Origin of the sequence: Micromonospora sp. NPDC049275 (genome assembly GCF_043197115.1) — a bacterium.
GTDB lineage: Bacteria > Actinomycetota > Actinomycetes > Mycobacteriales > Micromonosporaceae > Micromonospora.
Genome location: NZ_JBICSN010000002.1, coordinates 121,354 through 135,747 on the forward strand (window position 1 = coordinate 121,354; position 14,394 = coordinate 135,747).

Genomic DNA, 14,394 nt, shown 5'->3' on the forward strand with positions numbered 1-14,394 from the left:
TTGACGCAGATGTCATCGGGACGCAACCCGGTCCGCCAAGCCTGGACCGGTCAGCGGCCCGAGCGGACCGAGCCGATGAGAGGTGTGTGCCATGTGCGGTATCGGAGGCGAGTTCCGCCTCGACGGGGCGCCACCGGACCTGGCGGCGGTGCAGCGGATGCTCCCCGTTCTGTCCTCCCGAGGGCCGGACGGTGAGGGGAGCTGGCAGCACGGCCCGGCGGCGCTTGTGCACCGCCGGCTGCGCATCATCGACCTGTCCGACACCGGCGCCCAGCCGATGGTCGACCCCGAGCTGGGCCTCGCCCTGGTCTTCAACGGTTGCATCTACAACTACCGGGAGCTGCGCGACGAGCTGACCGCCGCCGGCTACTCCTTCCGGTCCACCTCCGACACGGAGGTGATCCTCAAGGCGTACCACAGGTGGGGAGCGGCCTGCGTCGAGCGCTTCTACGGGATGTTCGCGTTCGCCCTGGTCGAGTTGGCCACGCACACGCTGGTGCTGGCGCGCGACCGGCTCGGCATCAAGCCGCTCTACCTGGCCGAGACGCCGGGCCGGATCCGCTTCGCGTCGACCCTGCCGGCGCTGCTCGCCGCCGGTGACGTGGACACCGACCTCGACCCGGTGGCGCTGCACCACTACATGAGCTTCCACTCGGTGGTGCCGCCGCCGCGCACCATCCTGGCGGGCGTCCGCAAGCTGCCCCCGGCCACCGTGCGGGTCGTCACCGCCGACGGCCGCAGCACCGACACCGTCTACTGGCGGCCGGATTTCACCCGTGCCGCCGCGCCGGCCATGTCCCCGCAGGAGTGGCAGGAACGGATCATGGCGGCGCTGCGCACCGCCGTACGCCGTCGGATGGTCGCCGACGTGCCGGTCGGCGTGCTGCTCTCCGGCGGCCTCGACTCCAGTCTGATCGTCGCCCTGCTCGCCGAGGAGGGCCAGACCGGGCTGGCCACCTTCAGCATCGGCTTCGAGGCGGCGGCGGGGGAGAGCGGCGACGAGTTCCACTACTCCGACCTGGTGGCCCGCGAGTACGACACCGACCACCACCAGATCCGCATCGGCGCGGCCCGGTTCGTGCCGGCGGTGCACGAGGCCATCGCGGCGATGAGCGAGCCGATGGTCAGCCACGACTGCGTCGCGTTCCACCTGCTCTCCGAGGAGGTGTCGCAGCGCATCACAGTGGTGCAGTCCGGCCAGGGCGCCGACGAGATCTTCGCCGGCTACGACTGGTACCCGCCGATGGCGAACGTGTCCCGCGCGGACGCCGTCGAGGCGTACGCCCGGGTGTTCTTCGATCGTCGGCACGACGCGCTCGCCGGGCACCTGGCGCCGGAGTGGATGCTCGACCACGACGCGAGCCTGGAGTTCGTCACCGCCCACTTCGGCGCGGCGGGCGCGGACACCGCGCTCGACGCGGCGCTGCGCCAGGACAGCCTGGTGATGCTCGTCGACGACCCGGTCAAGCGGGTCGACAACATGACGATGGCGTGGGGGTTGGAGGCCCGGGTGCCGTTCCTCGACCACGAGGTCGTCGAGCTGGCCGCCGCCTGCCCACCGGCGCTCAAGCTGGCCCAGGGCGGCAAGGGTGTGCTGAAGGCCGCGAGTCGGGGCATCGTGCCCGACGAGGTGATCGACAGGCCGAAGGGTTACTTCCCGGTGCCCGCCATCCGGCACCTGTCCGGCCCGCTGCTCGACGACGTCCGGGACGCGCTCACCGCCCGCCCGGCGCGCGAGCGCGGCCTGTTCCGCAAGGACTACCTGGAGGAGTTGTTGGACGCGCCGAACGCCCGGCGGACCACGTTGGGCTCCAACGCGCTCTGGCAGCTCGGGCTGCTGGAGCTCTGGTTGCAGCGGATCGGGGTTTAGATGAGCGTACGGACGCAGGCGCCGCTTACCACCCGCCTGGCCCACCTGACCGCGCACCGGCCGGTGCCGCCGCTGCCGGCCGGCGAGGACTTCGCGCCCGCGCCGTCGCCGGACGGCCGACGGGTGGCGTACCTCTCCGACCGGGCTGGCACCCCGGCCGTCTGGGTACGCGACGTCGGGGCCGCCGAGGCCGTCGCGCTGCCCAGCGGCGACGAACCGGTGCTGGCGGTCAGCTGGTCCCCGGACGGTCAGTGGCTGGCCTACGTCGTCGCGCCCGGTGGCGCTCCCCGCACCGAGCTGTGGGTGCTGAGCCCGGACGGCACGCAGCGCCGCCAGGTCGCCGGGTTCGGCCGGCGCAGCGCGGCCCTGTCCGGTTGGCTGCCCGGCGGCGCGCTGATGGCGGTCACCGAGACCGCCGAGCGGGGCGCCGCCGTGCTCGTCGACGCCGACACCGGGCACCGGCGGGTGCTCGCCGAGGGCGACCTGCTCACCCTCCTGGACGTCAGCCCGGACGGCGGGTCCGCCCTGCTGCGGCGCGGTCCGCGCAACGCCCGCTGGCTGGAGCTGCTGGACGTGGCCACCGGCGACCGGGTACGCCTGCTGCCGGACACCGGCCGGGGCAGCACCGACCAGGGCTGGTTCGGCCCTGACGGGACGAGCGTGCTGGCGCGCACCGACGCGTTCTCGGAACTGGCCGCCCTGGTGCGCGTCGACCTCACCCTGCCAGCGGCGATGCCGACGCCGACGCGGCTCGCCGGCCGACCGGACGCCGAGCTGGAGCACGTCGCGCTCAGCGCCGACCGGCGACGCGCCGCGCTGCTGTGGAACACCTACGGCGGGCGCAGCGAGCTGAGCCTGCTCGACCTCACCAGCGGTGTGCAGCGGGCCGTCGCCGCCCCGGGCGAGGTGCTCGACGGCGTCGTCTTCGCCGCCGACGGTGACCTGCTCTGCCTCACCGCGCAGGGGCCGGTGCAGCCCCGGGAGGTCTGGCTTGTCGATCCGGCGACCGGGACGCCCCGTCCGCTGCGGCCGGACACCGGCGCCGCGCGTACGAGCGGAAGCGGTGTCGCGCCGCAGCTCGTCGACCTGCGCGCCCGCGACGGGATGCCGCTGTCCGGCTGGCTCTACCGCCCGCCCGGTCCGGGCCCCTGGCCGACGGCGATCAGCCTGCACGGCGGCCCCGAGGCGCAGGAGCGTCCCGGCTACAACCCGCTGTTCCAGGCCCTCGTTGCGCAGGGCGTCGCGGTGTTCGCGCCCAACGTGCGCGGCTCGTCCGGTTTCGGTCGCACCTTCGTCGCCGCCGACAACCTCGCCGGCCGGTACGGGGCCATCGCGGACGTGGCGGCGTGTGCCGACCACCTGGTCGACAGCGGTGTCGCGATCCCGGGCCGGCTCGGCTGCCTGGGCCGCTCCTATGGCGGCTACCTGGTCCTCGCGGTGCTGGTGAACTTCCCCGGCCTGTTCGCCTCCGGGGTGGCCGAGTGTGGCATCTCCGACTTCCGCACGTTCTACGCCGGCACCGAGCCGTGGATCGCCGCCGCCGCCGTCAGCAAGTACGGCGATCCGGTGCGCGACGCCGACCTGCTGCGGGACCTGTCGCCGATGACCCACATCGACCAGCTCGACGTGCCGGTGCTGCTGATCCACGGCGCCAACGACACGAACGTGCCGGCCGGCGAGTCGGCCCAGGTGGCGCAGGCCCTGGCCGCGCGGGACGTGCCGCACGGGCATCTCGTGCTCGCCGGCGAGGGGCACGACTTCCTGGCCCGCGACAACGCCGAGACGGCGCGTACGGCCACCACCGCCTGGCTCACCCGGCACCTCGCCGTGACGGCGGCCGCCCTCGGCTGAGGCGTTATCCTGCGCCCGTGGACGTTGCGGCGCAGGGTGAGCGGCTGGCCGCCGACCTGGGCCGGTGGCTGGCCGAGCTGACCTTCGTCGACCTGGACGCCGACGACGTCACCGCGCGGGTCATCGACGCGGTGGCACGGTGGGGGCAGGCGCGGGGCTGGCGGGTCTACCGGCGCGCGCCAAGTGTCGTGCCGCTTCCGCCGCCGATGCAGCAGCGGCACTCCGTGCTGGATGTGGCGTGCGCCCGCCCGGACGGCCCGCCGGTGGTGATCGAGGTCGACCACACCGACCGGGCCCGTACGGTGCAGAAGCTGACAGCCGAGGCGGAGGCCGGCCGGATCCCGATCTGGGTGCGCTGGGGCGTCGGCCGCTTCACCGCGCCGCCACCGCCGGTGCGGATGGTGACAGTCGAGGTGACCCGCCGCGCCGGGCCGGCCGGGCGCGGACGCCTGCACAGCCGCACCGACGACCGGCCCGCGCCGGCGCACTCGACCGGTGGCGGCACGGCGGCACCGCAGGCGCTGCCGATTCCGCTTGTCGACCCGGCTTCGGGCGTGGCCGGGGACGCGGGTAAGGGCACCTGAAGCGAATCGTAAGCGGGGGCCGGCAGTGTTCCGGGTGTCAGCAGAACACGACAGACACCCAGGAGATTCCGATGCGCAAGCTCATCAACTCGACCTACATCACCCTCGACGGCGTCATCGAGAACCCGATGTGGACCGGCCCGTACTTCGACGAGGAGTCCATCGTCGTGGCCGGCGAGCTGACCGACGCCGCGGACGCGATGCTGATGGGTCGGGCCACCTACGACGGCATGTCCGTCGCCTGGCCGCAGCAGGACGAGAGCGACCCGACGACCGGGGCCGCCTACTTCAACAACGTCAAGAAGTACGTCGCCTCGACCACCCTCACCAACCCCACCTGGAACAACACGGAGGTGCTCCAGGGCGACCTGGTCGAGGCGGTCACGGCGCTCAAGGCCCAGGACGGCAAGAACATCATCCAGTACGGCTTCGGCTCGGTCACCGCCCAACTGATCACCGCGGGCCTGGTGGACGAGGTCCGCTTCTGGATCCACCCGGTGCTGCAGGGCACGCCCAGCCTGACGGTGCCGCTGACGGACTTCCAGACGTCGTTCGACCTCGTCGACACCCGGGTGCACAAGAGCGGCGTGATCGTCGCCTCGTACCGGCCGAAGACCGCTGCCTGACCGACCCTGACCGTCGCCTCAGAGCTGAGCCCGGGCCTCGCCCGGGCTCAGCTTCGTGCCCTCGTCGACGAGCGCGTCGAAGCGCTCCGGCCCGAGGGCGGCCCGCACGCGGCCGGTCACCCGGTCGACCTCGTCGCGTTCGCTCGGGGAGGCCGGGGCCTCCAGGGCCACCCGGGCGGCTGCCGCAGAGCCGAGCAACCGGGCGGCCGCCTCCGGCGAGCGCACCGCCGACGCCATCCCCTCCACCGCGGCGACCCCGTCGCGGGGCGAGGCCATCGCCTCGGCGGCCGCGTACGCCTCGACGTGCAGGGCCAGCGCGGCGTCGGGGTCGCCGCCCTGCTCGACGGCGTACCCCAGCTCCACCAGGACCATCGGCAGGTAGAGCGCGGGCCGCGTCTCGCCGCGCCCCCGCTCGGCGAGGTGGGTGAGGTGGGTGACGGCGAGGTCGAGCTTGCCGTCGCGGCGGGCGGCGAACCCGAGGCTCATCTCGGCGAAGACCAGCGCGCCCGGCGCGTCCTGCTCGACCGCCAGCCGGTACGCGCGCTCGGCGAACTCCCGGGCCTGCGGGTAGTCGCGGGTCTGCACCGCCAGCCAGGCCAGCCAGGACAGTTCGGTGCCGACCTGCGGCCACAGCTCCAGTTCCTCGGCCCAGCGCAGTCCCTCGCGGTGCAGGTCGACCGCGCGTTCGTGTTCGCCGCGCATCTCGGCCAGCCCACCCACCCACTCGGTGGCCTGGAGCCGACCCCACCGGTCACCGAGGTCGGCGAACAGCGCGGCGCTGCGCGTCGAGGCGTACTCCAGGGTGCTCTGGTCGCCGGCGGCGTGCGCGAGCATGGCCCGGGAGGCGAGCACCGCCGCCTCGGTCCACGTGTCGGCCGGAGCGTGGGGCAGCAACTCAGCGGCCAGGGCCAGCTCGCTGTGCGTGATGACCGCGTTCGCCGCGAACCAGGCGCCCCGGCCGTCCGGGTCGTGGGCCAGCGCGGCACGGATGTCCTCGGGCGTGACCGCCTCGCCGCGTAGCAACGCGAAGCCGATCCGCCACGGGGCCGCGCGGGACTCCTGTGCCGGGTCGCCCGCGACGGCGAGGGCCCGTCGCGCCTCGGTGAGCCGGCCGCGCAGATACCAGTACCAGCTCAGCGCGACGGCCAGCCGGAGCCCGCCGCCGTGGGCCAGCGCGGCGCGCAGGTTCGCCGTCTCGGCGTCCAGCAGCGCCAGCCACCGCCGCTGGTCGGCTCCCCGCAACTGCGGGTCGGCGCGTTCGGCCAGGTCGGTGTAGTAGGCGGCGTGCCGCGTCCGGACGGCGTCGGCGTCGGCGAGGCGGTCCAGGCAGAACGCGGCCACCGATTCGAGCAGCCGGTAGCGCGGACCGGCCGGGGAGTCGTCAAGCACCACAAGCGACCGGTCCACCAGCCGGGCGAGGGCGTCCAGGTCGGCCTGGCAGACCTGTTCGGCGGCCTCCGGCGTGCAGCCGTCGCGGAACACCGCGAGCCGGGCGAGCACCTCCCGGTCGGCCTCGTCGAGCAGGTCCCAACTCCAGCCGATCACCGCGGTCAGCGTCCGCTGTCGCGACGGCACGTCGCGCTGAGACGTGGTGAGCAGCCGGAACCTGTCGTCGAGCCGATCCACGACACCTCGCAGGCCCAACGCGCGGACCCGGGTCGCGGCCAGTTCCAACGCCAGCGGCAGGCCGTCCAGGCGACGGCAGAGCTGGGCGACCGCCGGCGCGGTGTGCTCGTCGAGGCGGAAACCGCGGTGCTGGGCGGCGGCGCGGGCGGCGAACAACCGGGCCGCCGCCGAGCGCCGGACCGCGTCCGGGTCGCTGTCCTGGGGCAGCGACAACGGGGGTACCTCCCAGAGCAGTTCCCCGGTCAGGCCGAGTGACTCGCGGCTGGTGGCCAGCACGCGTACCCCGGCCGCGTCGCGCAGCAGCCGGGCCACCAGCGCGGCGACCGGCTCGATGACGTGTTCGCAGTTGTCCAGCACGAGCAGCAGGTGTCGCTGCCGCAGCGCCGCGACGAGTCGGTCGGTGGCCGACAGGCTCGTGCCGGCGGCCTCGCGGGCGTCCAGCGCGCCGAGCACCTGTTCGGCGACGCCCGGGTCGCCGGCGGGCAGCGCTGCCAGCTCGACCAGCAGGACGCCGTCGGGAAAGGACTGGGTGCGGGCGGTCTCGGTGGCCAGCCGGGTCTTGCCGACGCCGCCCGGCCCGATCAGCGTGACCAGGCGCTGCGCGGGCAGCAGGGCCCGCAGCTCGGTGAGCGCCTCGGCCCGGCCGACCAGCTCGTCGAGCTGGGCGGGCAGGCTGTTGCGGATGATCGCGGCCTTGGGTGGCGCGCTCAGGCCGGCGTCCTGTTCGAGGATCCGGCGGTGCAGGGCGACCAGTTCGGGGCCGGGGTCGAGACCCAGCTCGTCGGCGAGCCGGTCCCGCAGGTCGGCGTAGCTGTCCAGGGCCTCGGACTGGCGACCGGCCGCGTACAGCGCGCGCAACTGCACCGCCCGCAGGCCCTCGCGCAGCGGGTGCCGGGTGACCAACTCGGCCAGGTCGGCCGCGACGAGGTCGTGCTCGCCCCGGGCCACCCGCGCCTCGGCCAGTCGCTCGTGCACGGCGAGACGCTGCTCGGCGAGGCGGGTGGCCTCCGCGCGGACGAACTCGGCGTCGGCCACGTCCGCGTACGCCTCGCCCCGCCACAACGCGAGGGCCTCGGTCAACCTGTCGACGTCGGTGTGCCGGGCCAGCTCGGCGAACCGGTCGGCGTCGACAGTGCCGGCCCGCAGCAGATAGCCGGGAGCGCGGGACTCGACCAGGTCGCGGGCACCCGGCTCGGCGTCGTTGAGCGCCTTGCGCAGCTGCGACACCCGGACCTGGAGGGCGCCGGCGGGGTTGGCGGGGGAGTCGTCGCCCCACAGGTCGTCGATGAGCCGGTCGGCGGAGACGACCTGGTTGCGGTTGGTCAGCAGGTCGGCCAGGAGGGCGCGGACCTTGGTGCCGGGCACCACCACCGGCTCGCCGGCGTCCGTGGTGACGGCGAGCGGCCCGAGCACCCCGAACTGCACGGCCGTCATCCTAGTGTGGCTGGAGTGCTAATCCTCTCCTCCTCCTCCTCCGCCGTTTTCCTCCAGGCAGTCCTCGATGCACTGGGTGTACTCCTTGTTCGCTTTCGTCATCGCCACGATCATGAGTATCAGCATGACCGCAGCGCAGGCGAGGACCAGCGGCGGGAACACCAGGACCGCACAAGCCATCATCCGCTGAACGGCATCGATCTGCGCGGCGAACAGTTTCATCATGAACGTCAGAAGACATGCGTTCTTGCACGCGCTGGCTTGATCGCCGGCGGCGACGCCGTCGGTGGTCGCGCGCTTGAGTGCATTCATGAACGCCTCGTCACGCCGCATCGCGTCGAAGATCAGCATGTTTTTCGCGTGATCGTCCATTGATGTCAGCTCCGGGAACGCCTCGATCAGCGCCAACCCGTGGGTGAGAGCTCTGTGCATGATGTCGGTGATGTCGGTCGGGGTGAGCCCGGCCAACTGGGCCAGCTTCGCCAGTTCGGCTTCGGAAATCTCCGAACGTTGCCGAGCCAGAGCGCGCAACCGTCGCGCCAGGGCCTCTGCCTCGGCCTGTTGAACGCCTATCTGATCGGCGGTCAGGTGGCGGACCGCCGCGGTGTGCGCGGGCAAAACCATCAGGCCAACCGACAGCAGTCCCTGAAAAGCTGCGCTCCCGGACAGGTCGCTTGCATTGGGTGTGGGCATCTTCGACTCCTTGTGTAATTCGAGGGGCAGCCGCCGTACGACATCCAGGTAAGCATCAACCAATATCAATAGTTGCGCCATTGCCCCGTCGGAAGAGCGACTCATCCCCGAGAGAGTTCGCGTCCCACGGGCCAGTAGGAACGACCGTCTCAATGCCGATGGTCAACCACAATTCCGTACGGTGGCATTCGTACCAGCCTCGGAAAGGAGATCGAAAGCAGACCGTAAGCGCGCCCGCGCACCATGTGGGCATGGAGATCTACCACGAGACACATGGAAGTGACGAGGGCCGGCCGCTGGTGCTCATCCACGGCGCGCTCTCCGGCATCGGCACCTCGTTCGGCACGATCCTGCCGAACCTGGCGAAGTCCCGGCGGGTCATCGCCGTGGAGTTGCAGGCGCACGGCCACACCCCGGACGCCGACCGGCCGCTGACCGTGGAGCACTTCGCCGCCGACGTGGTCGAACTGCTCGACCGGCTCGGTGTCGAGCGGGCGGACGTGTACGGCTGGAGCATGGGCGCTGCGGTGGCGCTGCGCCTGGGCACCGACCACGCCGAGCGGGTCGGGCGGCTGGTCCTCGCCTCGGTGAGCTTCGAGGACGCCGGCCTGCACCCGGGGCTGCTCGACGGGATCCAGGATCTGCAACCGGAGCACCTGCACGGCTCGGAGTTCCACGAGGAGTACCTGCGGACCGCGCCGGACCCGGCGGGCTGGGCCAACCTGGTCACCAAGATGAAGGTGCTGGACGCGAACCTGCCGCGCTGGACGCCCGAGCAGATCCGGGCCCTGGCCGCGCCCACCATGATCGTGCTGGCCGACTCGGACATCGTCCAGCCCGAGCACGCGGTGCTGATGTTCCGGCTACTCGGCGGCGCGGTGCCCGGCGACCTGACCGGTCTGCCGGCCTGCCGGCTGGCCATCCTCCCCGGCACCACCCACACCACGATTCCGCAGCGCGCCGACTGGCTGGCCCCGATGATCGACGAGTTCCTGAGCGACGGGTGAGGCCCCCCGGGGCGGTGGGGGCCGAAGTGGCTACTTCTCCAGGAGCAGCGCTTCGGCGCCCACCGGTCGAAAACCAGCCGCCTGAAAGGCTCGCACGCTGCGCGCGTTGCCGGCGGCCTGCTGCGCCCAGACCGGCTGACCCTCGGGGACCAGATGGCGGGCGGCGGTCGCCAGCGCCCGGCCGAGGCCCCGGTGGCGAACGTCCTCGTCGACCTCGATCGCCGCCTCCCAGCGGCCCGCCACACCTCGGCCGAGAACGACCACGCCGCCCTCGGCCGCCCAGACGCGGACGTCGTCACGGCGTTTGCGTGCCCGGGCCTCGCGGGGATGCTCGGCGTCGGTCAGCTCGCGCAGCGCGAGCGGGGGAGCACCGGCGAGGGGGGAGGCGACGGTCAGCAGGTCGATCGTGTCCGTCGACCGGCCGGTGCGCTCGAGCAGCGCGCTCAGGAAGCGCGGATTCATCGTGGCCGCCAGGCCGTCGCAGTCGAGGGCGGCCAGGGTGTCGCGGACCCAGTCGGGGTCCTCGTCGGTGAACACCACGGAGTGCGCGGTGAAGGCGATGACCCCGGCGTCCCGACGGCTGTGCTGCGCCACGATCGTGGTCCCGCCGTCCGGGGGCGGGAAGTGCCCGCGTGCTGCGGCGTCCAGGACTTCGGCCAACGTGCCACCCACGATCGTCGCCTCCCCGTTGCGAGCCAGCGTCCATTCTCACCGGTCCGAGGGGAAGTCCGCCGCCCCACGGTCGATCCGCACCTGGTGGGACCGTCTGGTCGACCTCGTTCTCCCTTCGATGCGCGCGGCGCAGCGGGCATCGGACAGCCGGCGCGGCAGGCTGTCGCTAGGGTTGGTAATTCGGTCGGTGCTGTCGCCGATGGCTGTCGGGAGAGCATGTGGCCATACGGGTGGCGAGTGCAATGTTTGGGGGAGGTAGCCGCTTGACGACCGAGCATCGGATGCTGCTTCCCACTGACGAGCAGATCCGGGCGCTGCATGAGCGGTTCGCGCCGACCGAAGAGGCCTTCGAGCTCGTCTACACCCATTGCGAGATCATCTGCGCGGTGGCCGAGCAGCTCCTGGCCGACTACCCCCTGCCCCTCAACGCCGCTCTCGTCCGTGCGGGCAGCCTCCTGCACGACATCGGCGTCTACCGCCTGTACGACGCGGCCGGACAGCTCGACCACGGGACGTATGTCCGGCACGGGATTTTGGGGCACACGTTGCTGCGTGATCTCGGGTTCCCCGAGTTGGTGAGCAGGTTCTGTTCCCATCACACCGGGGTCGGGCTTACCCGTGAAGACGTGCTGCGTCAGGGCCTGCCGCTGCCAGTTCGCGACTACACGGCTGACACGGTGGAGGAGCAACTGGTGATGTACGCGGACAAGTTTCACAGCAAGACGACGCCGCCAACGTTTGTGACGGCGAGTTCCTACGCTGCCAGCGTGCGGCGGTTTGGTGACGACAAGGTTGACCGCTTCGCGGCAATGGTGGAGATGTTCGGTGAGCCGGATCTCCTGTCCCTGTCCCGCCGCTATCAGCATCCGATGGTCTGACATGTTCGGGCGTTTCTACGCGGGAGGTGCTGGCTGCCCTGGGACGTAAGTCGGCGTCGGGGGTGAACTAAAGTCACGTCGGGGTAGACGTGCGGCAGATGTGGCTGACCGGCCGAGACGCGACGATCGGGGAGTGGATACACCCAGCCTCGCAGGGCGGCGTGACCTGCTCATACCGGTACAGGTCACCGCGATGGTGGCGCTCAGCGCGGTGAGCGCGGAGTTGTTGGCGGCGTACGGCGATAGTACTGGGCATCTGGGCCCGGCCGCGTTCTCTGTCGTCTACTTCTCCGCGCTCTACGGTGCCCCGGCGCTGCTCGCACGAGAGGTTGCCCGGCGAGCGGGTTGGGGCTGGCCGTCGCTGTTGTTGCTCTTCCTCGCCCTCGGCCTCACTCAGGCCTGCATTATCGACCAATCCATGTTCAGCGACGACTACGAGGGATACGACGGCTGGGAAGAGAGCTGGAAGGCCACCCTTGTTCAACCTCTGGGAATCAACGCCTCCAACACTCTGAACTTTCTCGTGGGCCACGTAATCTTCAGCTTCGGCGCGCCAGTCGCCCTCGCCGAGGCATGGCGTCGCGACCGCGCCCGCGCGCCCTGGCTTGGGCGCCGTGGCTTGATCATCGCCGGACTTGCCTACCTCGCGGCTGCGACCCTCATCATGTTCCAGCCCGGGTCGCACGCGGCGTCGCAGACCCAGTTGGTGGTGTCGGTCGGACTGGTTGTCGGCTGCGGAGGGCTGGCTGCCCTGGTCGGCCGGCGCCACCGTCAGCGACCCGCGCCGGAGGTGCGACGCGGTCGCCGGGCGCCGACCATCGCGGTGACCTTCACGATCGCGCTGGTCCTCGCCGTGGCACGAGCGCTCGTGGCCGAGACCTGGGCGGGATTAGCGCAGGGCGTCGTCGTGACCGCCCTCGCGGCTGCCTTTGTCTGGTGGTCGGCACGCCGTCCGGGATGGGGGATCCGGCACGCAGCGGCAGTCGCGCTCGCGTTCCTGGTGGCCAACGGCCTGTTGGCCTTCACCTACTTTCCCCTGCTGGGCGAGGTCTCGGTCGGCGCCAAGTACGCCCACAATGTGGTGATGCTGCTCGTCGTCCTCACCGCTGGCTGGTTCGCGCTCAGGACGGGCGGGCGCCGGGCCTGACCTCACGACGAGGTAGGCGAAGATGTCCAATCCGCCGCCCGTGACGACATGGCGTGGGGCCGGAGAACCGGGTAGAAACATCAGAGAGCGCTCTCACCGCCCCCAGCTGCGCCGGGAGCACGCCCGGTCAGCGGAGAGGACGAACCACATGACAACCCCGTCCCGACGTACCCTGATCCTCGCTCTTCTGGTCACCACCGCCCTCGCGACGAGCGGCACCGCCGCCACCGCCGGCCGCCCCACGCACGGCGCACCCGACTTCGGGCCGAACGTGACGATCTTCGACCCGACCATGCCGGTAGGCGAGATCCAGCAGACCCTCGACGCCGCGCACGCTCGGCAGGTCGACAACGAGATGGGCACCGAGCGGCACGCCTACCTGTTCAAGCCGGGCGCGTACGGCACCGCCGAGCAGCCGTTGCAGGCCAAGGTCGGCTACTACACCGAGGTCGCTGGCCTGGGCGGCTCGCCCACCGACGTCGCCGTGAACGGCAAGCTGGAGGTCTACAACCGCTGCCTGGCCGACGGTGGCACCGGCAACTGCCTCGCGCTCGTCAACTTCTGGCGCACCCTGTCCAATCTCTCGCTCACCGTCGACGGCGCCGGGCAGGACGGCTGCCGGGCGACGGCGAACTTCTGGGCGGTGTCCCAGGCGGTCTCGATGCGCCGACTGAACATCGCCGGTGGCGGTCTGTCCCTGATGGACTACTGCACGGCCGGCCCGCAGTACGCCAGCGGCGGTTTCATCGCCGACTCGCGGCTGCCGGCCACCACCAACGGCTCCCAGCAGCAGTGGCTCACCCGCAACAGCGAGGTCGCCGGGTGGTCTAACGCCGTGTGGAACCAGGTCTTCGCGGGCGTCGAGGGCGCACCTGACGACGCCACGTTCCCGGACCCGCCGTACACCACGCTCGACGCCACCCCGCTGAGCCGGGAGAAGCCCTACCTGTACGTGGACGGCAAGGGCCGCTACAACGTGCGGGTGCCGGCGGCGCAGCGCGACAGTCGGGGCGTCTCGTGGGCCGACGGCCTGACCCCCGGGCGGTCCATCGGGATCGACGACTTCTTCGTCGCGAAGCCGTCCGACCCGGTACGGCTGATCAACAGTCAACTGGCGCGCGGCAAGAACCTGCTGCTCACCCCCGGCGTCTACGACATCGCCCGCAGCATCGAGATCCGACGGGCCGACACGGTGGTGCTCGGCATCGGCCACGCCACCCTCACCGCGGTGAACGGCGCGGTCCCGCTGGACGTCGCCGACGTGCCCGGCGTGATCGTCGCCGGTGTCACGATCGACGCCGGCACCGTCGAGTCGCCGGCCCTGCTGCGGGTGGGCCGTCAGCACGGCCACGGTCACAGCAGCCCGGTCAACCCGACCACGCTGTCCGACGTGTACTTCCGCGTCGGTGGCCCGCACATCGGCCGGACCAACACGGCGCTGGAGGTCAACAGCGACAACGTGCTCATCGACCACACCTGGGTGTGGCGCGGCGACCACGGCGTTGAGGGCTTCACCGAGGGCGTCAACGGCGACACCGATCGCTGGCGCACCAACACCGGCCGCTACGGCGCTGTCATCAACGGCGACCACGTGACCGCCACCGGCCTGTTCGTCGAGCACTTCCAGCGGTACAACACCGTCTGGAACGGCGAGCACGGCACCACGATCCTCTACCAGAACGAGCTGCCGTACGATCCGCCGACGCCTGCCGACTGGATGAACGGCACGGTCGAGGGCTTCGCCGGATACAAGGTAGGCGACCGGGTCCGCCACCACGACCTCTACGGCGGCGGGGTGTACGTCTTCAACCAGAACAACCCGTCGATCCACACCGAGAACGGCTTCGAGGCGCCTGTCACGCCGGGAGTGCGACTGCACCACATCATGACCGTCAACCTCAGCGCCGGCACGATCGACCACGTGGTCAACGGCGTCGGCGACGCGGCCGACATGACGAAGGTCGGCGAGCCGGTCTTCGTCGCGCAGTACCCGACGCCGTAGCCGT

Annotated in this window: 11 protein-coding genes; 8 read left to right on the plus strand and 3 right to left on the minus strand. The window is 71.6% G+C overall.

All coding sequences use genetic code 11. The annotated features are described in order from the left end of the window. The first annotated feature begins 91 nt into the window (after nucleotides 1-91). The 4 genes from ACGFIE_RS05950 (at nucleotide 92) to ACGFIE_RS05965 (ending at nucleotide 4,931) form a co-directional block, all read left to right on the plus strand. Nucleotides 92-1,870, plus strand: a complete 1,779-nt coding sequence (locus tag ACGFIE_RS05950; RefSeq protein WP_363682010.1) for an N-acetylglutaminylglutamine amidotransferase — start codon at nucleotides 92-94, stop codon at nucleotides 1,868-1,870. Next, the gene (locus tag ACGFIE_RS05955) at nucleotides 1,871-3,721 is read left to right on the plus strand and encodes a S9 family peptidase (RefSeq protein ID WP_393291518.1); all 1,851 of its coding nucleotides are present in this window, start codon (nucleotides 1,871-1,873) and stop codon (nucleotides 3,719-3,721) included. Nucleotides 3,722-3,738: 17 nt separating this feature from the next. Next, nucleotides 3,739-4,305 carry a hypothetical protein gene (locus ACGFIE_RS05960; protein WP_393291520.1) on the plus strand — a complete coding sequence of 189 codons (567 nt, stop codon included), beginning with the start codon at nucleotides 3,739-3,741 and terminating at the stop codon, nucleotides 4,303-4,305. A 71-nt stretch (nucleotides 4,306-4,376) separates the two neighbouring features. After that, the gene (locus ACGFIE_RS05965; protein ID WP_393291523.1) at nucleotides 4,377-4,931 is read left to right on the plus strand and encodes a dihydrofolate reductase family protein; all 555 of its coding nucleotides are present in this window, start codon (nucleotides 4,377-4,379) and stop codon (nucleotides 4,929-4,931) included. Nucleotides 4,932-4,949: 18 nt separating this feature from the next. Here ACGFIE_RS05965 and ACGFIE_RS05970 read toward each other — a convergent pair whose 3' ends face one another. Both ACGFIE_RS05970 and ACGFIE_RS05975 read right to left on the minus strand, forming a co-directional pair. Next, complete coding sequence (locus tag ACGFIE_RS05970) at nucleotides 4,950-7,991, minus strand: BTAD domain-containing putative transcriptional regulator (protein ID WP_393291525.1); 3,042 nt, start codon at nucleotides 7,989-7,991, stop codon at nucleotides 4,950-4,952. Nucleotides 7,992-8,009: 18 nt separating this feature from the next. Next, on the minus strand, nucleotides 8,010-8,684 hold the full coding sequence (locus tag ACGFIE_RS05975; RefSeq protein ID WP_393291528.1) for a hypothetical protein: 675 nt from the start codon (nucleotides 8,682-8,684) through the stop codon (nucleotides 8,010-8,012). Nucleotides 8,685-8,935: 251 nt separating this feature from the next. On the opposite strand from ACGFIE_RS05975, the gene ACGFIE_RS05980 reads away from it, so the two are divergent. Further along, complete coding sequence (locus ACGFIE_RS05980; RefSeq protein ID WP_393291530.1) at nucleotides 8,936-9,691, plus strand: alpha/beta fold hydrolase; 756 nt, start codon at nucleotides 8,936-8,938, stop codon at nucleotides 9,689-9,691. Nucleotides 9,692-9,721: 30 nt separating this feature from the next. On the opposite strand, the gene ACGFIE_RS05985 is transcribed toward ACGFIE_RS05980, so the two are convergent. After that, nucleotides 9,722-10,363 carry a GNAT family N-acetyltransferase gene (locus ACGFIE_RS05985; protein WP_393291532.1) on the minus strand — a complete coding sequence of 214 codons (642 nt, stop codon included), beginning with the start codon at nucleotides 10,361-10,363 and terminating at the stop codon, nucleotides 9,722-9,724. Nucleotides 10,364-10,644: 281 nt separating this feature from the next. Here ACGFIE_RS05985 and ACGFIE_RS05990 point away from each other — a divergent pair, with 281 nt between their 5' ends. From ACGFIE_RS05990 to ACGFIE_RS06000, 3 genes are all read left to right on the plus strand, one after another. Then, a complete protein-coding gene (locus ACGFIE_RS05990) occupies nucleotides 10,645-11,241 on the plus strand; it encodes an HD domain-containing protein (protein WP_393293178.1) in 597 nt (198 codons plus the stop codon). Between the two features lie 133 nt (nucleotides 11,242-11,374). After that, nucleotides 11,375-12,388: a hypothetical protein gene (locus ACGFIE_RS05995; protein ID WP_393291534.1), complete on the plus strand. Its 1,014-nt coding sequence runs from the start codon at nucleotides 11,375-11,377 to the stop codon at nucleotides 12,386-12,388. Nucleotides 12,389-12,536: 148 nt separating this feature from the next. After that, nucleotides 12,537-14,390 carry an adenylyl cyclase gene (locus ACGFIE_RS06000; RefSeq protein ID WP_393291536.1) on the plus strand — a complete coding sequence of 618 codons (1,854 nt, stop codon included), beginning with the start codon at nucleotides 12,537-12,539 and terminating at the stop codon, nucleotides 14,388-14,390. The last annotated feature ends 4 nt before the right edge of the window (nucleotides 14,391-14,394 follow it).